The organism is Microbacterium luticocti DSM 19459, from assembly GCF_000422405.1.
In the GTDB taxonomy this organism is placed as follows: Bacteria; Actinomycetota; Actinomycetes; order Actinomycetales; family Microbacteriaceae; genus Microbacterium; species Microbacterium luticocti.
Window position 1 is genome coordinate 394,152 of the sequence record NZ_AULS01000001.1, and the last position, 23,645, is coordinate 417,796.

Sequence of the window (23,645 nt, forward strand, 5' to 3'; positions counted from 1 at the left end):
GCGGCGCACCGCACCCTCGCGGCGATGCGTTCACCCTAGGCACGTTGACGGCTCTGCTCCAAACGCAGGCCGAAAACGTTACACACCTTTTATCGGAGCGGCCGCGCATGTGACAATCTGTCGGGTGGCCCCTTCCGCCGTGACCCGCGCTCCCCTGCCCCGTGCCCGGTTGTGGTGGGAGGTCGGGCTGGTGCTGGCCTGCACCCTCGGTCAGTCGGCCGTGTATTCGGTGCTGCAGCTGGTGCGCCGGCTGCTGGCACCCGTGCCGCTGGGCGCGCAGCAGACCCAGCTGAACCCGACGCAGTCGCCCGAACCCGTCTGGGACATCGTCTACCAGTTGCTGGACATCGCGTTCTCACTGGCCCTGGTAGGCCTGGTGCTGTACCTGCTGTGGGATGCCACCTCCGGCCCGTTCCGGCGGATCGGGCTGGATCTGACCCGGCCGCTGCGGGATCTGGGTGCGGGGGCGGCGATCGCCCTGATCATCGGCATCCCGGGCCTGGGCCTGTACGCCCTCGGGCGTGTGCTGGGCATCACGGTGCAGGTCGCGGCATCCCCCCTCGACCCGGACTGGTGGACGATCCCCCTGCTGGTGCTCTCGGCGGTGCGCGCCGGGCTGCAGGAGGAGGTGATCATGATCGGCTACCTGTTCGCGCGGCTGCGCCAGGCGGGGTGGAACGGGTGGACGATCATCCTCGCGTCGGCGATGCTGCGCGGTGCGTACCACGCGTACCAGGGCATCGGCCCGATCGTCGGCAACTTCGTGATGGGGGTCGTGTTCGGCTGGTGCTACCGCCGGTGGGGCCGGGTGATGCCGCTGGTGGTCGCACACACCATCCTCGACGTGGTCTCGTTCGTCGGATACCCGCTGGCGGCGGCCTGGTGGCCCGGCGTGTTCGCCCCCGCGCCTGCGGGCACGCCCACCCCCTCGCCCACCGCGAGCTGACCCGGGCCCGATCTCGCCCTCGCCCGATCCCGAGCGCGCCCCGATCCCGCCCTCGGCAATCCCGCGAGAGTGCTTCTGACGGACGAGGGTTCGGGTATTGCCTGCTCTTTCGTCCGGCAGATGCACTCTCGCCGGGGATTCACTGGATGTCGGCGGGCGGCGGACCTCGCGACGGCCTCGGCCTCCACATGGGGCGGCAGGACGACGGGACGCGTGAGTTATCCACAGTTGCGGCACCCGGCGCCCACGTCGATCGGCGCTTTGAGCAGGCTGGAGGGATGCTGATCCTCGACGCCATGATCGCCATACGCACCTCGCCCATCGCACTGGTCCGCTGGTCCGAGATGCCGCATGCCGAGCGGGCCATCGCTCGGGGAGAAGTGGTGCGGGTCCGTCGCGGGGTGTTCGCCCTTGCGAGCGAATGGAGTGCACTGGCGCACTGGGACCGCTACCTGGCACGGGTACATGCCGTGGCCCTGATCCATCCGGATGCGGTGTTCTGCCTTGAGTCGGCCGCGGTGCTGCTCGGCCTTCCGGTGATGGGAGACCCTGTCACCGTCCATGTGCTCCTCCCGCCGACAGGCACATCGCGCCAGCTTGCCGGGGTTCGCACGCACCGGTCCGCGCCGGAGCGCACCATCGTGCGCGATGCGGGCATCAACCTCACTGCACCCATCGACACGGCGGTCGACATCGCCCGGCACCGCCACAATGCGTTCGGGCTCGCCGTGGCGGATGCTGCGCTGCGCGTCGACCCGGTACTCGACCGTGACGACCTCATTCGCCTCAACGAGAGACGGTTGAGCAGCCGTGGCCGGAACATCGCGCGTTGGCCACTGGCTCGGGCAACCGCACTCGCTGAGACAGCACTGGAGTCGGTCAGCCGAGCGTGCGTCGAATGGCTCGGCTTCCCTATGCCCGAATTGCAGGTGACTTTTCGTACGCACGGAGTCGAGGATCGATGTGACTTCCTGTGGCGGACCTACGCACTCTGTGGCGAAGCGGACGGCGACCTGAAGTACGACGGTCGATTCGGCGATCCCCGCGCCATCCTGCACCTGCAGTCAGAGCGCGACAGCAGACTGCGCACACGCTTTCGGGCCGTCGCCCACTGGGGATGGCGTGAGGCGACCGATGTCGCACCGTTGCGTGGCATCCTCACCGGTGTCGGGCTGCCCCAGGTCGCGCCCGAGGACACCGCACAGCTCGTCTCACTGCGCCGCGCCCTCACGCCGAGGACGTCGTCCGCCGCGCCGCACCGCTGAACCACCTCCCGGCCGACCCCTCCCACGCCTTCCCCCGCCGCCCGGCTTCCCCCGCCGCCCGGCGCGACATCCGCGCTTGTCGACGAGAGTCACTTGTCGACGAGAGTGCTTCTGACGGACGAAGAAGCGGGTAGTCCCCGCACTCTCGTCCGTCAGAAGCACTCTCGCGGTGAAGACCCGCGGTGGGGACTCCGGTGAGGAAGAGGCCGACGCCCGCGGGGCTAGGCGAACGCCTCGATCGGGGGGCAGGCGCACACCAGGTGCCGGTCGCCCCAGGCCTGGTCGATGCGGCGCACCGGCGGCCAGTACTTCGCACGCACCAGCGACGCCACCGGGTACACCGCCAGCTCGCGCGGGTAGGGGTGCGTCCAGCTGTCGGTGGCGACGGATGCCGCCGTGTGCGGCGCGTTCACGAGCGGATTGTCGTCGGCGGGCCACTCGCCGGCCGCGACGGCGCTCGCCTCGGCCTTGATCGCGATCATCGCCTCGATGAACCGGTCCAGCTCGTCGATGTCTTCGGACTCGGTCGGCTCGACCATCAGGGTCCCGGCCACCGGGAACGACATCGTCGGCGCGTGGAACCCGTAGTCGATCAGCCGCTTGGCCACGTCGTCGACGGTGATGCCGGTCTGCTCGCGCAGCGGCCGCAGGTCGAGGATGCACTCGTGCGCGACCAGCCCCGACGCCCCGGTGTAGAGCACCGGGAAGTGCTCACGCAGCCGCGCGGCGAGGTAGTTGGCCGACAGCACGGCCGCGGCCGTGGCATCCCGCAGCCCCGCCGCCCCCATCATCCGCACGTACGCCCACGAGATCGGCAGGATGCCCGCCGACCCGTACGGCGCGGCCGACACCGGCCCGCCCTCGAACCGCACGCCGCCGGCGTGGTCGGCCCGCTGCGCGAGCGGGTGCGACGGCAGGTACGGCGCCAGGTGCGCCTTGGCCGCCACCGGGCCGATCCCCGGCCCTCCCCCGCCGTGCGGGATCGCGAACGTCTTGTGCAGGTTCAGGTGCGACACGTCACCGCCGAGGTCGCCGAACCGGGCGTACCCGAGCAGCGCGTTCAGGTTCGCACCGTCGACGTACACCTGCCCGCCGGCGTCGTGCACGGCCTGGGTGATCTGCACCACGTCCTGCTCGTACACCCCGTGCGTGGACGGATACGTGATCATCAGCGCCGCGAGCGTCTCGGCGTGCGCGGCGATCTTGGCGCGCAGGTCGTCGAGGTCGACGTTGCCGGCGTCGTCGCAGGCGACGACCACCACGCGCATGCCGGCCAGCACCGCCGAGGCCGCGTTGGTGCCGTGCGCCGACGACGGGATCAGGCACACCGTGCGCGCCTCGTCGCCGTTGGCACGGTGGTAGCCGCGGATGGCCAGCAGCCCCGCCAGCTCGCCCTGCGAGCCGGCGTTCGGCTGCAACGACACGGAGTCGTATCCGGTGACCTCGGCCAGCCAGGTCTCGAGCTGTTCGATCATGGCGAGGTAGCCGTGCACGTCGGCCTCGGGCGCGAACGGGTGCACCCGCGCGAACTCGGGCCACGACACCGCCGCCATCTCGGTGGCCGCGTTCAGCTTCATGGTGCACGATCCGAGCGGGATCATGCCGCGGTCCAGCGCATAGTCGCGGTCGGCGAGCTGCTTCAGGTACCGCATCATGGCGGTCTCGGACCGGTGCGTGTGGAACACCGGATGCGTGAGGTACTCGTCGTCGCGACGCAGGGATGCCGCGACCTGCGCGAGCGGCTCGGCCTGTTCCCACTCCACCTGCCGGTCGCCGTGCTCGTCGGCCTCGGGGGCGCCGAACGCCCAGGCGATGGCCGCGAGGTCGTCGGCGGTGGTGGTCTCGTCGACCGAGATGCCCACCGTGGCCTCGTCGGCCCAGAACAGCTGGTATCCCTTCGAGCGGGCCCGGTCGATCACGGTGCGCGCCAGCCCCGGCACGGTGACACGGATGGTGTCGAAGAACGCGTCGTGGTGCACGCTCTGGCCGTAGTCGCGCAGCCGCTGGGCCAGTGCCTCGGCCTTGCGGGCCACGTCGACCGCGATCGCCCGCAACCCGTCCGGGCCGTGGTACACCGCGTACATGGCGGCCATCACGGCCAGCAGCACCTGGGCGGTGCAGATGTTCGAGGTCGCCTTCTCGCGACGGATGTGCTGTTCCCGGGTCTGCAGCGCGAGCCGGTAGGCCGGTTGCCCGTCCGCGTCCTGCGAGACGCCGACCAGGCGCCCCGGCAGCTGCCGCTCCAGCCCCTGGCGCACCGCCATGTATCCGGCGTGCGGGCCGCCGAAGCCCATCGGCACCCCGAACCGCTGCGTCGTGCCCACGGCGACGTCGGCGCCCAGCGATCCGGGCGAGCGCAGCAGCGTCAGCGCAAGCAGGTCGGCGGCGACCACCGACAGCCCACCCGCCACGTGGGCAGCGTCGATGACGCCGGTGGGATCCCAGACCCGGCCGGATGCGCCGGGGTATTGCACGAACAGGCCGAACAGCTCCTCGGGCAGCGCCGCACCGTCGGCCAGGGCCAGTTCGACCAGCGTGATGCCGACCGCCGCGGCGCGCTGACGCAGCACCGCCTTGGTCTGCGGCAGCGCGTCGGCGTCGACCACGAACACGTCCGAGCGTGACTTCGATGCGCGCCGCGCCAGCAGCATCCCCTCGGCGACCGCCGTGGACTCGTCGAGCATCGACGCGTTCGCGGTGGCCAGGCCCGTCAGGTCGGTGACCATGGTCTGGAACGTGATGAGCGCCTCGAGCCGCCCCTGTGAGATCTCGGGCTGGTAGGGGGTGTAGGCGGTGTACCACGACGGGTTCTCGAGCACGTTGCGGGTGATCACGCTGGGCGTGAACGTGTCGTAGTAGCCGAGCCCGATCATCGGCCGCGCCGGCCGGTTCGCCGAGGCGAGCTCGCGCAGCTCGGCGAGGGCCTCGGCCTCGCTCGCCGCCGGCGGGATGTCGCTGGTGGCGCGTTCGGCGACGTGGATGGATGCCGGGACGGCGGCCTTCACCAGCGCTTCGACGCTGTCGTGGCCGACGGCGGCGAGCATGCGCGCCGTGGCGGCGGCGTCGAGCCCGATGTGACGGTCGGCGAACACGCTCACGCGGCGCCGTCCGTGAGGGCGAGGTAGGCGTCGCGGTCCAGCAGCTCGACCGACTCGGTGCCGCGGATCTTGACCAGCCATCCGTCCCCGAACGCGTCGGAGTTGATGACCGACGGGTCGTCGTCGAGGGCCGTGTTGACCTCGACGACCTCACCGGTGATGGGGCTGTACAGCTCACCGACCGACTTGGTCGACTCGATCTCGCCGCACACCTCGCCGGCGGTGACCGCCTGGCCGACCGCGGGCAGGTCGACGTAGACGACGTCACCGAGCTTGTCGGCGGCGTAGTCGGTGATGCCGACCGTGGCGATCTCGCCGTCCCGGTCGATCCACTCGTGTTCGGCGGTGTAGCTGAGGCTGGTCAGGTCGGTCATTTCTTCCTCCGGTAGAAAGGCAGGTCGGTGACGGTGGCGGGGATGCCGGTGCCGCGCACGTCGATGGCCAGCACCGTGCCGGTCTCAGACAGCGCGGGCGGCACGAACGCCATGGCGATCGGGTGGCCGAGGGTGGGTGACAGCGCGCCGCTGGTGATGGTGCCGATCGCCGTGCCGTCGGCGTCGAGCACGGCGTAGCCGGCCCGGCCGGCGCGGCGGCCTTCGGCGACCAGGCCCACGAGCACCGGTGCGTCGGTGACATCGCGCGCGGCCAGGCCGGCCTTGCCGACGAAGTCGTCCTTCGCGGTCACCACCACGCGGCCCAGGCCCGCCTGGGCGGGGACGATGTCACGGCGCAGCTCGTGGCCGTACAGCGGCATGCCGGCCTCCAGGCGCAGCGTGTCACGCGCGGCCAGGCCGGCCGGGATCAACCCGTCCGGGGTGCCGGCGGCAAGCAGTGCATCCCACAGCGCGCCGGCCTTCTCGTTCGGCACGAGCAGTTCGAAGCCGTCCTCGCCGGTGTAGCCGGTGCGGGCGATCAGCACGGGTGCGCCCTCGAATGTGCCGTCGCGCCACGCGTAGTACCCGAGACCGGGCAGGTCGGCTGCGGCGAGCCCGGCGGTGGCACCCAGGATGCGCTCGGCGTGCGGACCCTGCACGGCGATGAGGGCGTACTGGTCGGTGACGTCCTCGACCTCGGCGCCGTCGCGGCCGCGTTCGGTGAACGCGGCGGCCACGGCATCCCGGTTGCCGGCGTTGGCGATCACCAGAAAACTCTCGTCGCCGAGTCGGTAGACGATCACGTCGTCGATGATGCCGCCGTCCTCGGCGAGCACGAGCGAGTACTTGGCCTTGCCGACGGCGAGCGCCGACAACCGGCCGGCCAGGGCGAAGTCGAGCAGGGCACCCGACTGCGGCCCGGTGACGCGGAACTCGGCCATGTGCGAGATGTCGAACAGGCCCGCCGCCTCGCGCACGGCCTTGTGCTCGGTGAGGTCGGAGGTGTAGCGGACGGGCATCGACCACCCGCCGAAGTCGGTGAACGTGGCACCGAGCGCCTCGTGGCGCTCGTGCAGCGGGGTCTGGCGGAGTTCGGACATGGGTTCTCTCGAGTCGGTCGGCGCCGCGGACGGGCGTTGTGGACTCCCCCTCTGTCATGGGCCTGAGAGCTTCGCCGCAGGGATGCTGCGGCTTTCACCGTCGGCGGATCTCGAGCTGCGAACTCTGTGCCCGAAGGACCGGGTGTCGACTCGGCGCCTCGCGCCTGGCTGCACCCGACCTTCGAGCGAAGCTCGAAAATCGCTTTTCAGAGTGGCCGGACTCACGCGGTATGTGGACCTGAGAGATTGGCGGGGAGGCTTGCTCCTTCGGTGCCCGGCGGACCGGGCTCTCCCGCGCGCGTCATGCGGCCGGTGTTCGGTTTGTCCTCAGCATAGCGGCTGCACCGGCCCGGCGCAGTGCGCGGCGCACCGGCCTCACCGACGGTGACGCCAGATCCAGAACCGCTTGCGCAGCCGCGCCGGAATGCGGTTCCACACCCGTCGCGGCACCGCCCGCATCCGGCCGGCGAGCCCCGCCCCGCGACGCCGCGGCGGCACAGCGCGGATGCCGCCCGACCGGCGCAGCCGGAACCGCCACTGCGAGCGCACCCCGCCGACGACCACCGCGAACCTGCGGACGCCCGGCGGCAGGGTGGCCTCGATGCGGGCGGCACCATCGGCGGCGACGAGCCGGCACGGCGCGAGCACGCGGCCGTCGCCGGCGACGATCCGGCCCGGCATCTCAGCGTCTGCACAGACGGCGACCTGCGGCATCTCGAGCACGATCCGGGTGCCGCCCGGCTCGGACTCGCCGCGCCCGTGGGTGCGCGCATCGTCCACGATGCTGCGCAGCGTGGCGCCGACATCGAGCGAGAGGCATCCGTTCTGCGTGCGGTACGCGTCCACGAGCGTGCCCTGCACGATCGCGCGGCTGTGGCCGGTGGCATCCGTGCGCACCTGCCGCACCGACCGGGTGCGCATCACCACGGTGCGCACGTACAGGTCCCACGGTCCGTCGTACCGGCGGCCGGGTCCGTCGTCGGCGAGGTCCCAGGCGATCGGCAGCGAGGCACGCAGCTCGGCGGCGCCGTCGACGTCGACCAGTTCGGCGCCCGTGCGGTGCGCCACCAGCCAGTCGACCTTGTGGGCGCGGGAGCGCCGGTCGACGCTGTAGGTCACCGCGCGCAGGGCGGCGGTGACGTCGGTGCTCAGTCCGTGCGCGGCGGCGAACGCGGCGACTTCGGGGTGCAGGGCCAGCACCGCGCGCCCGTCGTGCATGCGCACCGGCGGGCCGTCGGGGGCGGTGAACCGCCACTGCAGGTCGACATCGGCACGCACGCCGGCCGGCGACCAGCGCGGCGCCGATGCGGTGGGTGTGCAGACGATGCCGGGAAAGGTGCGCTCGTGCGCGTCGACGAGGTCGAACCGCCCCGCCCGCAGCAGCGCGGTCTTGATCCGCCGCCATGGGTCGAGGTGCACGTCGGCGTCGTCGGGGATGGTCGACAGCAGCTCGGCGGTGAACGCCCGGATGCGCTCCCGCTGCGCCGGGGTGCGCTCGGACCACCGGAACAGCGGCAGCACACGCATGTGCAGCTGGTACGCCCGAAACCGCGGCAGCAGCTGCGCGAACCGGGGCTGGTCGAGCTCGTCGTCGATCCAGCCGAACACCCGGGCCACCGCCGCCAGGTATTCATCGAGGTCGTCATGGAAGGTGCCGCTGGTGGTGCGGTGCGCGGGCCGGTTCCAGTAGTAGAACGGCGTGGACACCATCAGCGAGACCACCTGGGCGCGGGCGTGTGCGGCGATGTCGAACGAGATGTCCTCCCAGATCTGCCGCCCACCCTCGGGGAACCGGATGCCCTTCGAGCGCAGGAACGCGGTGCGGAACATCTTGTGCGGGTTCATCGGCAGCAGCGGATGCGGGTCGATCCAATCGATGGCGTTCTCGACGTCATCGGGCACATCGCGCATCGCCCAGCACGGTGTGTTGCTCTTGGATTCCTTGCCCTCCAGCACGTCGGCGCCGGTGCGCCGGGCCAGCGCGCAGGCGGCGCGCAGCGCGTCGGGGAACAGCCGGTCGTCATGGTCGATGAACACCACGTACTCGCCACGGGCCTGCTCGATGCCGACGTTGCGTGGCCGTGACGGCCAGCCCGAGGGCTCGAGCACGATCACCCGGTAGTTCGGCCGGTCGCCGGCGAACGCGCGAAGCCGGTCGGCGGTGTCATCGGGCGAGCCGTCGTCGATCAGCAGCACCTCGAGCCGGTCCTGCGGCAGGGTCTGCCCATCCAGACTCGCCACCAGGTCGTCGAGGTGACTGGTGGAGCGGTAGGTGGGCACCACGACGGTGACATCGATCACGAGTGCAACGGGCCCTTCCTGCGCGGTGCTGCCAGCGTAGCGGTTTGCACTTCTGGTCATGATGACTCTAAGATCGGGGCACGAGTTAGAGTCACCATGACAAGAACCCCATCCGATGTGCGCGTCGCCGTCTCGACGGTGATCTTCACGCTGCGCCCCGGCCGCGACGCGGCATCCCTCGCCCTGCCGCTGGTGCGCCGCACCCGCGACCCGTTCGGCGGGCGGTGGGCGCTGCCGGGCGGCTGGCTCGACGCGGCCGAGGGGCTGGATGCCGCGGCCTCGCGCACCCTCGCCTCCACGACCGGGCTCGCCCCGAGCTACCTCGAGCAGCTGTATGCGTTCGGCGACGTCGACCGCTCCCCCACCCGCGTGGTGTCGATCGTGTACTGGGCGCTGCTGCGCCAGGACCAGGTCGACGCCCAGCTCGCCGCGCACGCCGAGCACGGCGACGCCCCCGACAACGTGGCGTGGTTCGACGCGGACGACCTGCCGGCCCTGGCGTTCGACCATGACCAGATCGTGGAGTACGCGCTGTGGCGGCTGCGCAACAAGGTCGGCTACTCCCGCATCGCGCACGGCCTGCTGCCCGACGAGTTCACGCTGGCCGAACTGCGCGAGGTGTACGAGTCGATCCTCGGCCGCCGACTCGACCCGGCGAACTTCCGCCGGCAGGCCGAGGCATCCGGCACCCTCATCCCCACCGATCGCTTCCGCACCGGCAGCCACCGGCCCGCCCGGCTGTACCGGTACAACCGCGACGTCGAACTCGCCGACCGCGGCCCGCTCGCACACCCGACGCCGCCCGACGGCACCCACCCGACCGGGCCCGACCGCACCCACCCGCAGAACCGAAACGAGGAATGATGGCCACCCCGCTCACCCTCCCCGACCCCTCCGTCGACAAGACGCTGCGCCTGATCGCCGACGGCTCGTCGACGCAGTCGGCGTGCACCATGGACCTCGTCGCCGCACCCTGGGACTTCGACCCGGTGCCCGGATACGGGCCCGGCGCGTCGATGGGCGACGTCATCCCCACCGGCGCCCCGCGACAGGGTGAGTTGCCCCGCGAGTACCGCGAGGCGGGCGCCGACGAGCTCGCCGCCCGGGTGCGCGCGGCCAAGGCCGCGCTCGGCGACCGGGTCGTGGTGCTCGGCCACTTCTACCAGCGCGAGGAGGTCGTGGTCCACGCCGACTACGTCGGCGACTCGTTCCAGCTCGCGAACGCCGCGAAGGCGCACCCCGACGCCGAGGCCATCGTGTTCTGCGGGGTGCACTTCATGGCCGAGACCGCCGACCTGCTCTCGGGGCCCGACCAGGCCGTCATCCTGCCGAACCTGGCCGCCGGCTGCTCGATGGCCGACATGGCCTCGATCGACGAGGTCGAGGAGTGCTGGGAGCAGCTGGCCGAGGTCTACGGCGACCTCGACAGTCCCGATGCCGACGGGCTGGTGCCGGTCGTGCCGGTGACCTACATGAACTCGTCCGCCGCGATCAAGGGCTTCGTCGGCCGCCACGGCGGCATCGTGTGCACCTCGTCGAACGCCCGCACCGTGCTGGAGTGGGCGTTCGCCCGCGGCCGGCGCGTGCTGTTCTTCCCCGACCAGCACCTCGGCCGCAACACCGCCACCGCGATGGGCGTACCCGCATCGCTCATGCCCATGTGGAACCCGCGCCGCCCGCTCGGCGGGGCGTCGATCGACGAGATCCGCAACGCAAGGGTCATCCTGTGGCACGGATTCTGCTCGGTGCACCGCCGGTTCACCGTCGACCAGATCGAAGCGGCCCGCGCCGAGCACCCCGGGGTGCGGGTGATCGTGCACCCGGAGTGCCCGGCCCCGGTGGTCCAGGCCGCCGACGAGTCCGGGTCGACCGACTACATCCGGCGCGCGATCGAGGCGGCGACCGAGCCCACGGTGTTCGCGATCGGCACCGAGATCAACCTCGTGCAGCGGCTGGCCGCGCAGCATCCGCAGCACACGATCTTCTGCCTCGACCCGGTGGTGTGCCCGTGCTCGACGATGTACCGCATCCACCCCGGCTACCTGGCGTGGGTGCTCGAGGGCCTGCTGGACGGTGAGGTGCGCAACCGCATCACCGTGCCCGCCGACGTGGCGACGCCTGCGCGGGTGGCGTTGGAGCGGATGCTGGCGGCCAAGCCGCCCGCGGCGCCCGCCGCCGCATGGGAGAACGCGTCATGACCCACGTCGTGGTGGTCGGCAGCGGCATCGCCGGGATCACCGCGGCGCTGCACGCGCAGGCCGCCGGGTGCGAGGTGACCCTTGTGACCAAGCGTGGGCTCGCCGACGCGAACACCACGTGCGCGCAGGGCGGCATCGCGGCGGTCACCGACGCATCCGACGACGTCGAGCTGCACCTGCGCGACACGCTGGCCGCCGGGGCGGGAGCGGGCGACGCGGCGGCCGTGCGGGTGCTGGTGACCGAGGCGCCGGCACGCGTCTCCGAGCTGGTGGCGGCGGGCGTCGCGTTCGACCGCGACGACCACGGCGCGCTCGCGCGGGGGCTCGAGGCCGCGCATTCGCGGGCACGGGTGTTGCACGCGGGCGGGGATGCCACCGGCCGCGCCATCGAGAACGCCCTGCTCGCACGGCTGCGCGAGAGCGACGTGCGGGTGCTCGAGCACGCGTTCCTCGTCGACCTGGTCGTCGGTGCCGGCCGCGTCACCGGCGTGGAACTGCTGATCGCCGGCTGCCGCGGGATCCTCCCGGCCGACGCCGTCGTGCTCGCCACCGGCGGCGCGGGACAGCTGTATGCGCGCACCACGAACCCGGCGGTGGCCACCGGCGACGGCATCGCTGCGGCGATCCGGGCGGGAGCGGCGGTCGCCGACCTGGAGTTCGTGCAGTTCCACCCCACGGTGCTCGTGGGTACGGCCGAGGCCACGGCAGGTTTCCCGCCCGACGGCGGGGCGGCCGGCACGCCGTTCCTGATCTCTGAGGCGGTGCGCGGCGAGGGCGCCGTGATCGTGGACGAGGACGGCCGCCGTTTTCTGTACGACACACACCGCGACGGCGAGCTCGCCCCTCGCGACGTGGTGGCCCGCGCCATCGCCGCACGGATGGCCGATCAGGGCGGTCGACCGGTGCTGCTGGATGCCCGGGCACTGGGACCGCTCACCCTCGGTGAGCGCTTTCCCACCATCGACGCCGTCGTGCGCGAGCGCGGCTGGGACTGGTCGCGCGAGCCGGTCCCGATCTCGCCGGCCGCGCACTACCTGATGGGTGGGGTGCGCACCGACCTCGACGGACGTACGTCGCTGCCCGGACTGTACGCGGCGGGCGAGACCGCGTGCACCGGCGTGCACGGCGCGAACCGGCTCGCCTCGAACTCGCTGCTCGAGGCGGCCGTGTTCGGCGCGCGCGCCGGCGCCGCCGCCGCCGGCGACACTGCTCGCGCATGGCCGGCCGCCCTCGGCGGGCAGGCCGTGGCCACCGACCGTGTCGACACCGACACCCCCGCGGGCCCCGACGCGCCGACGTTCTCGCGCACCGCCCTGCAGCACCTGATGTGGGCCGACGCCGGCCTGCAACGGGATGCCGCGGGCCTGCGCCGCGCCGCCGCCACGCTCGCCGCGTGGGCCGCGACGCCGCGCGAGCCGCGCACGGTCGGCGAACTCGAGGACGAGAACCTGCTCGTGCTCGCGCGCGCGGTGGTGGCCGCGGCATCCACCCGTCTCACCTCGCTGGGTGCGCACCACCGCACCGACGAGGCCGCCCTGCTCGTGGAGGCCCGCTGATGCTCACCCGTACCGAGATCGACCGTGTCGTGTCGGCCGCGCTCGTCGAAGACGCACCCTGGGGTGATGTCACCGGCGACGCGCTCATTCCGGCGGAGGCGACCGCCACCGCGGACCTCGTCGCCCGGGAACCGGGCGTGCTGTCGGGCATCGACGTGTTCACGGCGGCGTTCCGGCTCACCGACCCGGCGACCACGGTCACCGCGCACCTCGCCGACGGCGACCGGTTCGAGTCCGGCGACCTGCTCGCCTCGGTGTCCGGCCCGGCGCGTGCGGTGCTGGCCGCCGAGCGTGTCGGCCTGAACTTCGTGCAGCGGATGAGCGGCATCGCCACCCTGACCGCCCGCTACGTCGCCGAGGTGGCGGGCACCGGCGTGCGCATCGTCGACACCCGCAAGACGACGCCGGGGCTGCGGGCGTTCGAGAAGCACGCGGTGCGCTGCGGCGGCGGACACAACCATCGGTTCTCGCTGTCGGACGCTGCGATGGCCAAAGACAACCACCTCGGGGTGCTCACCGCACAGGGACTGAGCGTGACCGAGGCGCTGCGTCAGGCCCGGCAGCGACTGCCGCACACCGTGCACCTCGAGGTCGAGGTCGACCGGCTCGACCAGATCGAGCCGGTGCTGGACGCCGGCATCGACACGATCATGCTCGACAACTTCTCGATCGACGACCTGCGCTCAGGCGTCGCACTGGTCGCCGGCCGTGCGATCGTCGAAGCCTCAGGCGGGGTGAGCCTCGACACGGTGCGGGCGATCGCCGCCACCGGGGTCGACGTGATCTCGGTCGGCGCGCTCACCCACGGCGCCCGCGCACTCGACCTCGGCCTGGATCTGCGCATCGGCCTGCCCGGCGATCTGCGCATCGGCCTGCCCGGCGATCGCTGATGTTGTATCTCGACAACGCCGCGACGACCCCGGTGCGCCGCGAGGTGCTGCAGGCGATGACCCCGTACCTGACCGGCGTGTTCGGCAACCCGTCCAGCCACCACACCGTGGGCGAGGCGGCGGCATCTGCGCTCGCCGACGCCCGCGCGCGGGTGGCCCGGGTGCTGGGGATGCGCGCCGGCGACGTCGTGTTCACCTCGGGCGGCACCGAGGCCGACAACCTCGCGGTCAAGGGCATCGCGGTGGCGGCGATGCTCGCCCGCGGCGCCCGGCACCTGGTGACCCTGCCGATCGAGCACGAGGCGATCCTGGCGTCGGCCGACTATCTGGCGCGGGTGCACGGGTTCACGATGACCCTCGTCCCGGTGGACGGCACCGGCCGGGTCGACCCGGACGCGATCGCCGCCGCCCTGCGCGACGACACCGCGCTGGTGTCGGTGGGCTACGCCAACAACGAGGTCGGCACGGTGCAGGATGTCGCGGCCATCGCGACGGTGTGCCGGGCCCGCGGCATCCCGTTGCACCTCGACGCGGTGCAGGCGGCCGGCTGGCTGGAGCTTCACGGCACCGGTGCCGACGCGATCTCGATCGCCGGGCACAAGATCGGCGCACCCAAGGGCACCGGGGCGCTCGCGGTGCGCGGCCGCATCCCACTGGAGCCGCTGCTGCACGGCGGCGGACAGGAGCGGGGCCGCCGCAGCGGCACCGAGGACGTCGCCGGCGCCGTGGCCCTGGCGACGGCGCTCGAGCTGGCCGAGGCCGAGCGCGAGGCGGATGCCGCGGCCGTCGCCGCGATCCGCGACGCGTTCATCGCGCGGGTGGTGCAGGCGGTGCCGCAGGCGCGGCTGACCGGCCACCCGGTGCATCGCCTTCCGGGCACGGCGTCGTTCACGTTCGCCGGCACCAGCGGTGAGGCGGTGCTGCTCGAACTGGAGCGGCGGGGCGTGGTGTCGTCCTCGGGGTCGGCGTGCGCGGCGGGCGCCGACGAGCCCTCGCACGTACTGCTGGCGATGGGCGTCGACCCCGAGACCGCGCAGACGGCGGTGCGGTTCACGTTCGGCCACGGGCTGCGCGGCGATCTGGATGCCGTCGCCGACGCGGTCGCGGCATCCGTCGCCGCCGTCACCGGCTGACGCTCACGCCGGCGCCGCATCCGTCGCCGCCGTCACCAGCTGACGCTCACGCCGGCCCGGCCCCGGGCGCACCGGGCGCGCCGCCCTCGGCCTCGGCTTCCGCCTCGAGCACGCGGGAGGCGGCCACCTGCTGGGCGGCCAGCTGCGCGTACAGACCGCCGCGCGCCAACAGCTCGGCGTGGGTGCCCGACTCCACGATCCGCCCGGCGTCGACGACGTGGATGAGGTCGGCGCCCAGCACCGTCGACAGCCGGTGCGCGATGGTGAGCGTGGTGCGGCCATGCGCAGCCGCGTCCAGCGCCTCCTGCACGACCCGCTCCGACACGGTGTCGAGCGCCGAGGTGGCCTCGTCCAACAGCAGCACCGGCGGGTCCTTCAGCAGCACGCGCGCGATCGCGATGCGCTGCTTCTCGCCACCCGAGAGCCGGTAGCCGCGCTCCCCCACCACGGTGTCGTAGCCGCGCTCGAAGCCGGCGATGATGTGGTGGATGTTGGCGGCCCGACACGCCTGCTCCAGCTCCGCGTCGGTCGCGTCGGGCTTCGCGTACCGCAGGTTCTCGCGGATCGTGGCGTGGAACAGGTAGGTCTCCTGCGACACGATGCCGACGTGGTCGACGATCGACTCGTGCCGCAGCGTGCGCACGTCGGCCCCGGCGAACAGCACCGAGCCGCCGGATGCCTCGTACAGGCGCGGCGTCAGGTAGAGGATCGTGGTCTTGCCCGCCCCCGACGGGCCGACGAAGGCGACGTGCTGCCCGGGCTCGGCCACGAACGAGACGCCGCCCAGGGTGGGCCGGGAGTCGGTCGCGGCGTCCGGGTACCGGAACACCACGTCGCGGAACTCGACCCGGCCGACCGGCCCGGGCGCGGCGGCGACGTCGATCGCGTCGGGCGCGTCGCCGATCGCGGGCACGAGGTCGAGGTACTCGAAGATGCGGGCGAACACCGCGCTCGAGGTCTGCAGGTCGAGGGCCACGCGCATGAGGCCCATGAGCGGCTGCAGCAGGCGCGCCTGCACCGTGGTGAACGCGACGATGGTGCCGGCCGTGATGGCGCCGGTGCCGCCGGCCACCAGATACCCGGCCACCAGGTAGATGACCGCCGGCACGCTCGCCATCAGCACCTGCACCAGTGCGAAGAACCCCTGACCGCTCATCGCCCGGCGCACCTGCAGCCGCACCTGGTTGCGGTTCTCTTCGGCATACCGCGCCGACTCGGTGCGCTGCCGGTTGAACGACTTCGACAGCAGGATGCCCGAGACGCTCAGCGTCTCCTGCGTGATCGCGGTCAGCTCCGACAGCGACTCCTGGGTCTGACTCGCGATGCGTGCCCGCACCTGCCCGACCCGCCGCTGCACGACCGCGAGGATCGGCATGAGCACCACCGCGATGATCGTGAGTCGCCAGTCGATGAGGATCATCGCGACCAGCGAGGCGATCACGGTGACGACATTGCCGAGGATGCTCGTGACGGTGTTGGTGAGCACGCCCGACACGGCGCCCACGTCGTTCTGCAGACGCGACTGGATGACCCCGGTCTTGGTGCGGGTGAAAAAGCCCAGTTCCATCGCCTGCAGGTGGTCGAACAGCCGTACCCGCAGATCGCCGGTGACCGAGTTGCCGACCGTGGCGGTCAGCCAGGTCTGACCCAGCCCGATGCCGGCCGACAGCAGGAACAGGCCGACCATGGCCAGCACCAACCGCACCAGCAGCGACAGGTCGGGTCCGCCGCCTGACAGCGGGAACAGTGCGTCGTCGAACACCCGCTGCACGAGCAGCGGCGGGATGACGGCGACGCCGGCGCCGGCGACCACGAGAACGACGGTGGTCACGAGCTTTCCGCGGTAGGGGCGGAACAGTGCCGCCACCCGGGCTCCCAAGTGCGGGATGGGCGGGGCCGAGGCGTTCAGACGGCGCTGGGCCGCGGCATCCACCCCCCGGAACCCGGTGCCGCGGGCGTTCATGCTCATCGCGCGGACCTCACAGTCCGGCGAGCAGATTGATCACGGTGCCCAGGATGACCGCGCCGAACAGGTAGCCGAGCATCGACTGCGCGATGATCACCCGGCGGATCCGGTTGGTCGTCACGTTGGTGTCGGCCACCTGATAGGTCAGCCCCACCCCGAAGGCGATGTACGCGAAGTCGGTGTAGGTGGGGTCGTCGTCCTGGTTGAACACGATGCCGCCGACCGGCTCGCCGTAATAGGCGTCGGCGAGCCGCAGCAGGTAGACGGTCTGGATCAGCAACCACGACGCCGCGACACTGACCAGCGCGATCCCCGCCAGCACGAACGCGGCCACGCCGTGCGCCTGCCGGGTCTCGGTGAGCACCGCCACCACCGCGCCGATGCTCACCACGCTGCCGAGGATCGCGATGATGTGGCTGGCGCGCCGGCCGGGGTCTTCGCGCAGGGCGTGCGTGCGGGTCTGGTCGGCGTCCATCGGCCACACGATGGCGAGCGACCACACCGCGGCGACCAGCGCGAGCGCGGTCCACCCGCCGAGCAGTCCCGCCGCGACGCCGACCACCGGTGTCACCACGACGCCGACCACGATCCCGACGACGACGGCGATCGCCCCGCGCACCGCGATGGGCAGCCGAATCCGCGCTCGTGCCATGCCGGAATCCTCTCGCACCCGGACGGGAATGCCGTGTCCGACCTGCCGGTTATGCTGAGGGTTCCTTCTGCGGCGCCCTAGTTCTCGCGTCGCCGGATCACCACGTCTTCCGCGCCCTTTCGCCTCAGGAGTCCGCATGGCCGACACCGACCTGACCGGCATCCCCCGTACGGCAACGGGGATCGACCGTGACGCCGGACGGGTGATCTGGCTGCTGCTGGCGGCCGCGTTCGTCGCGATCCTCAACGAGACGACGATGGGTGTGGCGATCCCGCACCTGATCGGCGACCTCGGCATCACCGGCGTGCAGGCGCAGTGGCTGACCACCGCGTTCATGTTGACGATGGCGGTGGTGATCCCGGTGACCGGGTTCTTGCTGCGGCGGTTCACCACCCGGGCCGTGTTCCTGGCCGCGATGTCGCTGTTCTCGCTGGGCACGCTGCTCGCGCTTCTCTCACCCGGGTTCGGGATGCTGTTGGTGGCGCGCGTCGTGCAGGCGTCGGGCACGGCGATCATGATGCCGCTGCTGATGACGACCCTGATGACGGTGGTGCCGCCGGCCTCACGCGGGCGGATGATGGGCCGGGTCAGCATCGTGATGTCGCTGGCCCCGGCGATCGGACCGACCCTGTCGGGGTTCTTGTTGAACACGCTCTCGTGGCGGTGGAACTTCGCGGTGGTGCTGCCGATCGCGCTGATCGCGCTGGCCGGGGGCGCGCGATGGATGCGCAACGTGGGCGAGCGCACGCGCGCGCCGATCGACGTGCCGTCGATCGTGCTGTCGGGATTCGGCTTCGGTGGGCTCGTCTACGGCTTGAGTCAGATCGGGGCCACCTCGCAGTCCGGGCAGACGCTGAGCCCGGTGCCGATGATCGTCTCGCTGGCGATCGGGGTGGTGGCCCTGGCCGTGTTCCTGTGGCGACAGGTGCGCCTGCAGCGTGCCGACGACGCACTGCTGGATGTGCGGGTGTTCGCCTCGCCGAACTTCTCGCTGTCGATCGCGCAGATGGCTGTGCTGTCGTTCGCGTTCTTCGGGGCGATCACGGTGCTGCCGCTGTACCTGCAGAAGGTGCACGGGCTCGACCCGCTGAGCTCGGGGCTGATCCTGCTGCCCGGGGCGCTGGCCATGGGCCTGGGCGGACCGCCGATCGGGCGGGTGTACGACCGTTGGGGCACGCGCGTGCTGCTGGTGCCCGGCTCGGTCATCGCCGCCGGCGCGCTCTGGGTGTACACGACGCTCACCGACACGACACCGATCTGGCTGATCGCCGTGGTGCAGACCGTGCTGTCGATCGGCCTGGCGCTGTCGTTCACGCCACTGTTCACGGCATCCCTCGCCTCGCTGACGCCGCGGTTCTATTCGTACGGCAGCGCGGTGCTGGGCACGGTGCAGCAGGTCGCCGGCGCCGCCGGCATCGCGGTGATGGTCGCGGTGTTCTCGGCCGTGTCGGCCGCGCAGGGCGCCGCACCGGGCGAGTTCACCGCGGGTGGCGCGCAGACGGCGTTCCTGGTGGCTGCGGTGGTATCGCTGCCACTGATCGCCGGCGCGGCGTTCATCCGCAAACCGGCAGACGACGTCGAGGATGCCGCGGACCGGCTCTGACGGTCAGTCGACCGTGCAGCAGCCTCCGCCGCAGCACGACGCGCCGTCCTCGACGACGGCGATGAGGTTCGCCTCGTCGGGGACGGGCTGCAGGGTCGGGGTGGGAAGGTTCGACGTGGCCATGCGCTCCATGCTAGCCCGCGGCCGGGCGGGCAGGGCCGACGCGCCTTCGCGTCACCAGCCGGAAGGCACGCGGGCGGCCCGTGTTCAGTCTTCCGGCGCGCCGATCCAGCGCGGCACCGCCGCCCGGTAACGGTCGTAACGGCGGCCGAACCGGCGTCGCAGCGCGGCCTCTTCGCGGGGCACCTGCACGCGGTCCATCACGGCCAGAAAGCCCGCGGCCGGCAGCACGGCGAGCACCGACCGCCGCCACAGCGCGTGGGCGAGAAGCAGCCCGGCCAGTGCCAGGTAGACGGGGTTGCGACTGACGGCGAACGGCCCGTCGGCGACCAGCCGCCGCGTGCGCTCGGGATGCTCGGGATCGAGCGTCGTTCCCGCGCCGCGCAGCGCTCCCACTGCACGGCCGGCGAGGGCGACGCTGCCGGCGGCCACGGTGACGGATGCCACCGCCGACACCGGCTTCGGCCGTCGGCGCCCGGCGACGATCAGCTGCAGCCCGGCGGCGACCGCCAGCCACACCGGCGGCGGCACCGCCGCCGCGCGAGAGAGGATCGTCGTCGCGTCGGTGTGGGAGCGCCTGGTCATAGGCCCCAGCCTACGACGCGCGCCGGCCGGCGGATCCGGGCGCACCGCAGGCGCCGGGTCGGGCGTACCGGGTCGAGCGCACCTGGCCGCACGAACCGGGTCGGGCGCACCGGGACGCGCGAACCGGGTCGGGCACACCGGGACGGGGACACCGGGTCGGGCGCACCGGGTCGGGCACACCGGGACGGGGACACTGGGACGGGGACACCTGGTTGGGCGCACCGGGTCGGGATCGCGGGTCAGACGAAGCCGAACACCGGCGGGAACACGATCACGACGACGGCCGCCCAGGCGAGGTAGACGGGCAGAAAGCCGGTCTGCCACCGCTCGACGGTCTCGAACCGGCCGGTGCCCCGCACGAACCGCAGGTGGTGCCACCCGGCTCCGGCGAGGTTCGCGACGAGGATGAGGTTGACGCCGAGCGAGGCGAGCTTGTTGGCACTCGCGCCGTACTCGCCGATACGCCCCACCATCGCCACCAGCACGAACACGTCGACGACGAGGGCGGCGGCGATCATGAGCAGCTGCAGCTTCTCGAACCAGGTCGGCGGCGCAAGCGACGTGCGCGCCGAGATCGAGTACAGCAGCAGGGCGACCACGACCAGCAGCACGGCGTCGAACAGGATGAGCAGTTCGCGGCCGTCCTCGACGAAGCTGCCGTGCAGCGACGCGGCCACGATGAATGCGAGCAGCAGCAGCGTGAACAGCGGCGTGAACACGCGGGTGAGCACCGGTGCGATGTTCTCGATGACGCTCTGCTTGGCCTCGACCAACCAGGCCGCCACGACGACCGCGGCGGCGCCTCCGCACGGGATGAGCCATTCGGCGACGAAGACGGCGGGCGAGAGCCCGATCGACGCGAACACGGCGAAGGTGAGTGCGGACAGCACGCCGCCACCGAGCACCAGCAGCACGAGGTACACGAACCACTCGCCTGAGAACCGGATGACGTCCATGCGGGCGGACGTCGAGCGCACATCGCCGTCCGCGTACGCGATGCCGGCGACCAGCCACAAGGCCAGCAGGACGTGGATGCCGGCGAGCACCGCGGTCTGACCCGCCGGGGCGAACGGGTAGGCGTTCATCACCACCGCGGCCGCGACGAACCCGGCGGCGACCGTGACGATGGTGGCGACCGAGGCGCGCCGGCGCACCAGAAAGAACGTCGCGACGAACGGCAGGACGAGCAGTCCGACGTTGCGCAGGTAGAACTCTGCGCCCTGCCCGGTGGCATCCACCCCGAACAGGGCGGGGAGCTTGATGGCCACCGCGGCCGCGACGGCGAGCCCGATCGCAAGCAGGGCGCCGTTGCGGCCGGCGGCTTCGGGGGTCTCGTCGAGGACCAGATGCTTCCACAGCCGGTCGGAGTGCTCACGGGCGTATTCGCCGGCGAGATCGTTGATCCGGCCGATCCGGGTGACGCCGATCAGGAACGCCTCGTCGGCGCTGAGGCCGGATGCCTCGAGCCGCTCGATCTGGTCGCGCAGGTGCCCTTCCAGCTCGGCGACGTCGTCGGCGTGCAGCACAGCCCGGCGTGACAGGTAGCCGCGCCATTGTCCGATGCGGGTCTCGATGTCGTCCACGGTCTCAGGCCTCCCCGGCCACGGTGCGCGGGCCGGGCCCGGCCTTCCAGACGTTGCGCAGCGCGTCGCTGACCACACTCCATTGGATGCGCTGCTCGGCGAGCGCAGCGTGGCCGGCGGGTGTGAGCCGGTACAGCTTGCGGGGCCGCCCCTGCGGCGAGCGGGACCAGCCGGACTCGACCTGGCCGAGGCGCTCGAGACGATGCAGCAGCGGGTACAGCATCCCGTCGCTGAAGTCGAGGTCGCCGTCCGACAGCGCGGCGATGCGCTGCAGGATCGCGTAGCCGTACGACTCCCCCTCGGCGAGGATGCCGAGCACGAGCGGCGTCGCCGAGGCAGCGACGAGGTCTTTGCCGATGCGCATGCGCCCTCCGATACCTCGCAGTGTCAGATATGTGGATCTGCAAGGTATCAACCGAGTGGGTTCCGCGCAAGCGGCGACGCGCTACAGCTTCGCGTATCGGGTCCGCAGCAGGCAGAACGCGCCGTACAGCACGAAGCCCGCGCCGACGAGGGCGGTCAGCAGCGGGCCGAACGGCAGTGCCATGAGCGCCGACATCGCGGCGTCCACCCCGCCCGCCGCCTGGGGATCGACCCGCACGGCCGCCACGAGCACCAGGATGCCGACGACCAGCAGCGCCAGCCCCTTCGCCGCGTACCCGATGAGCCCGAGCGCCTCGATGGCCCGGCCGGCGAGCCCTGGAGGCAGCGTCATCTTCTTGCGGAAGCCGCGCCGCACCCCGATCACGGCGAACACCGCTCCGGCCACCGCGATGCCGATGCCGACCGCGCCGAGGACGAAGACACCGCCGGGCACGGCGAGAAGACCACGGCTGATGTCCACGGCCGAGCGGTCGGCGTTCGGTCTCGAGCCGAGGGCGATGGATGCCGCGACCACACCGAGCACGAGATAGCCGAGGCCGCGGGCCCAGTCCGAGACCCGCCGCGCGGCCTTCGACTCCGACGTGCCGCGACCGAGGAGGCCGTCGAACCCTTCCCAGACGGCGAGCACCCACAGCACGAGCGCGAGGATCCACAGCAGCACCGACCCCACCGGCGTGCCGGCCACCGCCTTCAACGCCCCGGACGGACTGCTGTCGGCGTGCGCGCCGCAGGCCAGCGCGATTGCGAGAACGCCGACCAGCAGGTGGATCACACCGACCGCGGCGAAGCCCGCCCGGGCGAAGATCTCGAACACCGTCGAGGACTCCGCCGTCCGCGCGGCATCCTTCGCCTCGTGTTCGAGTCCCATGCTGAGAACTGTACGGCCGCCGTCGCCGGCTCAGCCCAGGATCTCGCCGGCGGTCTGGCAGGTCGGGCAGTACTGCGCGGTGGTGCCGCCGAAGGCGAGGTCGTGGACCGTGTCGCCGCACACCGGGCAGGCCCGCCCAGCACGTCCGTGCACCCGCATGGCGTCGGCTTTGGCCTGTGTGAGCGCGTCGATTGGGATGCCGCGGCGGGCGTCGGCCGCGGCCACGAGCACATCGCGCATCGCCGCCGAGAGTCGACGCCGTTCGTCGGCGGTGAGCGTGTCGCCGTGCACGAGGGGTGAGAGGCGCGCGGCGTGGAGGATCTCGTCGGAGTAGGCGTTGCCGATGCCGGCGAACGACTCCTGCTCCTGCAGGATCGCCTTGAGCTGCTTGCGCCGACCCACCACCGCGCGGTCGACGTCGGCGTCCGAGAACCCGGGCTCGAGCGGGTCGGGTCCGAGCTTCGCGATCCCCGGCACGTCATGCGGATCGTCGACGACCCACAGCCCGAGCGACACCCACGATCCGGCGTCGGTGAACGCGAGCACTGCCCCGCCACCGGCGCCATCGAGGTCCAACTCGGCCAGGACGGGAGGGCCGGTATCGGTGCTCGCAGACGCCTCACTCGCGCCCGACTCGTCTGACTCGTCTGACGATGCGCCGCGATCGCTCGCGTCACGCGCAGGTGCGTCGGGTGCGGGATCATCGAGATCACCCTGCGGCGAGGCATCCGTCCACCGCACCCAGCCGTGCCGGCCCAGCGAGACGACCAGGTGCCCGTCATCGAGTGCGACGTCGATGAACTTGCCGAAGCGGTGCACGCCCGCGATGCGGCGGCCGACGAGCGACGACAGCGGTCTCGCGCGGGTCTTCAGCGCGCGAAACTCGAGCAGGTCGACGGCGGCCACCACACATCCGCGCGCCCGCTCGTCGAGCTGTTCGACGAGCGCGGCAACCTCCGGCGACTCGGGCATACCGTCATCCTGTCACCGGTCTCCGACATCGGGACCGTCCCGCGATGGAGT

The 23,645-nt window shown here is 72.0% G+C and carries 19 protein-coding genes and 2 riboswitches; of the genes, 8 read left to right on the forward strand and 11 right to left on the reverse strand.

The features are described 5' to 3' along the window. Positions 1-139: 139 nt before the first annotated feature. Together H577_RS0101975 and H577_RS0101980 are read left to right on the forward strand one after the other, a co-directional pair. Positions 140-946: a CPBP family intramembrane glutamic endopeptidase gene (locus H577_RS0101975; RefSeq protein WP_029144527.1), complete on the forward strand. Its 807-nt coding sequence runs from the start codon at positions 140-142 to the stop codon at positions 944-946. A gap of 278 nt (positions 947-1,224) precedes the next feature. Then, the gene (locus tag H577_RS0101980) at positions 1,225-2,211 is read left to right on the forward strand and encodes a type IV toxin-antitoxin system AbiEi family antitoxin domain-containing protein (protein ID WP_036283278.1); all 987 of its coding nucleotides are present in this window, start codon (positions 1,225-1,227) and stop codon (positions 2,209-2,211) included. A gap of 221 nt (positions 2,212-2,432) precedes the next feature. Here the strand turns inward: H577_RS0101980 and gcvP are convergent, their stop codons facing one another. The 4 genes from gcvP to H577_RS0102000 all read right to left on the reverse strand — a co-directional run bounded on the left by gcvP (position 2,433) and on the right by H577_RS0102000 (position 9,144). Continuing rightward, positions 2,433-5,255 (reverse strand): aminomethyl-transferring glycine dehydrogenase, encoded by a 2,823-nt coding sequence (gene gcvP / locus H577_RS0101985; RefSeq protein WP_051191667.1) that lies wholly within the window; start codon positions 5,253-5,255, stop codon positions 2,433-2,435. 50 nt (positions 5,256-5,305) lie between these two features. Further along, on the reverse strand, positions 5,306-5,683 hold the full coding sequence (gcvH, locus tag H577_RS0101990; RefSeq protein ID WP_029144530.1) for a glycine cleavage system protein GcvH: 378 nt from the start codon (positions 5,681-5,683) through the stop codon (positions 5,306-5,308). Next, positions 5,680-6,783 (reverse strand): glycine cleavage system aminomethyltransferase GcvT, encoded by a 1,104-nt coding sequence (gene gcvT, locus H577_RS0101995; protein ID WP_029144531.1) that lies wholly within the window; start codon positions 6,781-6,783, stop codon positions 5,680-5,682. Before gcvT ends, gcvH begins: the two co-directional genes overlap by 4 nt. Positions 6,784-6,824: 41 nt before the next feature. Beyond that, a riboswitch (glycine riboswitch) is annotated at positions 6,825-6,926 on the reverse strand. 73 nt (positions 6,927-6,999) lie between these two features. Then, positions 7,000-7,088, reverse strand: a riboswitch (glycine riboswitch). A 70-nt stretch (positions 7,089-7,158) separates the two neighbouring features. Continuing rightward, the gene (locus H577_RS0102000; protein ID WP_084515734.1) at positions 7,159-9,144 is read right to left on the reverse strand and encodes a glycosyltransferase family A protein; all 1,986 of its coding nucleotides are present in this window, start codon (positions 9,142-9,144) and stop codon (positions 7,159-7,161) included. Positions 9,145-9,180: 36 nt separating this feature from the next. On the opposite strand from H577_RS0102000, the gene H577_RS14760 reads away from it, so the two are divergent. The 5 genes from H577_RS14760 to H577_RS0102025 are packed head-to-tail and all read left to right on the forward strand — an operon-like array spanning position 9,181 to position 14,861. Further along, complete coding sequence (locus H577_RS14760; protein WP_084515735.1) at positions 9,181-9,948, forward strand: NUDIX hydrolase; 768 nt, start codon at positions 9,181-9,183, stop codon at positions 9,946-9,948. Next, positions 9,945-11,282 (forward strand): quinolinate synthase NadA, encoded by a 1,338-nt coding sequence (gene nadA / locus H577_RS0102010; protein WP_029144533.1) that lies wholly within the window; start codon positions 9,945-9,947, stop codon positions 11,280-11,282. Before H577_RS14760 ends, nadA begins: the two co-directional genes overlap by 4 nt. Further along, positions 11,279-12,838, forward strand: a complete 1,560-nt coding sequence (nadB, locus tag H577_RS0102015) for an L-aspartate oxidase (RefSeq protein ID WP_029144534.1) — start codon at positions 11,279-11,281, stop codon at positions 12,836-12,838. The genes nadA and nadB overlap by 4 nt, the downstream gene beginning before the upstream one ends. Then, entirely contained in the window at positions 12,838-13,728 is an 891-nt protein-coding gene (nadC, locus tag H577_RS0102020; RefSeq protein ID WP_029144535.1) for a carboxylating nicotinate-nucleotide diphosphorylase, read from the forward strand. The genes nadB and nadC overlap by 1 nt, the downstream gene beginning before the upstream one ends. Then, entirely contained in the window at positions 13,728-14,861 is a 1,134-nt protein-coding gene (locus H577_RS0102025; RefSeq protein WP_029144536.1) for a cysteine desulfurase family protein, read from the forward strand. The genes nadC and H577_RS0102025 overlap by 1 nt, the downstream gene beginning before the upstream one ends. Positions 14,862-14,907: 46 nt before the next feature. Here H577_RS0102025 and H577_RS14765 read toward each other — a convergent pair whose 3' ends face one another. Then, positions 14,908-16,830 (reverse strand): ABC transporter ATP-binding protein, encoded by a 1,923-nt coding sequence (locus H577_RS14765; protein WP_156876524.1) that lies wholly within the window; start codon positions 16,828-16,830, stop codon positions 14,908-14,910. Between the two features lie 10 nt (positions 16,831-16,840). Beyond that, positions 16,841-17,479, reverse strand: a complete 639-nt coding sequence (locus H577_RS0102035; protein ID WP_029144537.1) for a DUF1345 domain-containing protein — start codon at positions 17,477-17,479, stop codon at positions 16,841-16,843. 136 nt (positions 17,480-17,615) lie between these two features. On the opposite strand from H577_RS0102035, the gene H577_RS0102040 reads away from it, so the two are divergent. After that, positions 17,616-19,082: an MDR family MFS transporter gene (locus H577_RS0102040; RefSeq protein ID WP_029144538.1), complete on the forward strand. Its 1,467-nt coding sequence runs from the start codon at positions 17,616-17,618 to the stop codon at positions 19,080-19,082. 207 nt (positions 19,083-19,289) lie between these two features. Here H577_RS0102040 and H577_RS0102050 read toward each other — a convergent pair whose 3' ends face one another. The 5 genes from H577_RS0102050 to H577_RS0102070 all read right to left on the reverse strand — a co-directional run bounded on the left by H577_RS0102050 (position 19,290) and on the right by H577_RS0102070 (position 23,594). Beyond that, positions 19,290-19,787 carry a methyltransferase family protein gene (locus tag H577_RS0102050; RefSeq protein ID WP_051191612.1) on the reverse strand — a complete coding sequence of 166 codons (498 nt, stop codon included), beginning with the start codon at positions 19,785-19,787 and terminating at the stop codon, positions 19,290-19,292. A gap of 239 nt (positions 19,788-20,026) precedes the next feature. Continuing rightward, positions 20,027-21,370, reverse strand: a complete 1,344-nt coding sequence (locus H577_RS0102055; protein WP_029144540.1) for a permease prefix domain 1-containing protein — start codon at positions 21,368-21,370, stop codon at positions 20,027-20,029. A gap of 4 nt (positions 21,371-21,374) precedes the next feature. Then, positions 21,375-21,734 (reverse strand): PadR family transcriptional regulator, encoded by a 360-nt coding sequence (locus H577_RS0102060; protein ID WP_029144541.1) that lies wholly within the window; start codon positions 21,732-21,734, stop codon positions 21,375-21,377. An 81-nt stretch (positions 21,735-21,815) separates the two neighbouring features. After that, complete coding sequence (locus tag H577_RS0102065) at positions 21,816-22,622, reverse strand: DUF1206 domain-containing protein (protein WP_029144542.1); 807 nt, start codon at positions 22,620-22,622, stop codon at positions 21,816-21,818. 30 nt (positions 22,623-22,652) lie between these two features. Further along, on the reverse strand, positions 22,653-23,594 hold the full coding sequence (locus tag H577_RS0102070) for a DNA-formamidopyrimidine glycosylase family protein (protein ID WP_029144543.1): 942 nt from the start codon (positions 23,592-23,594) through the stop codon (positions 22,653-22,655). Positions 23,595-23,645 lie beyond the last annotated feature (51 nt).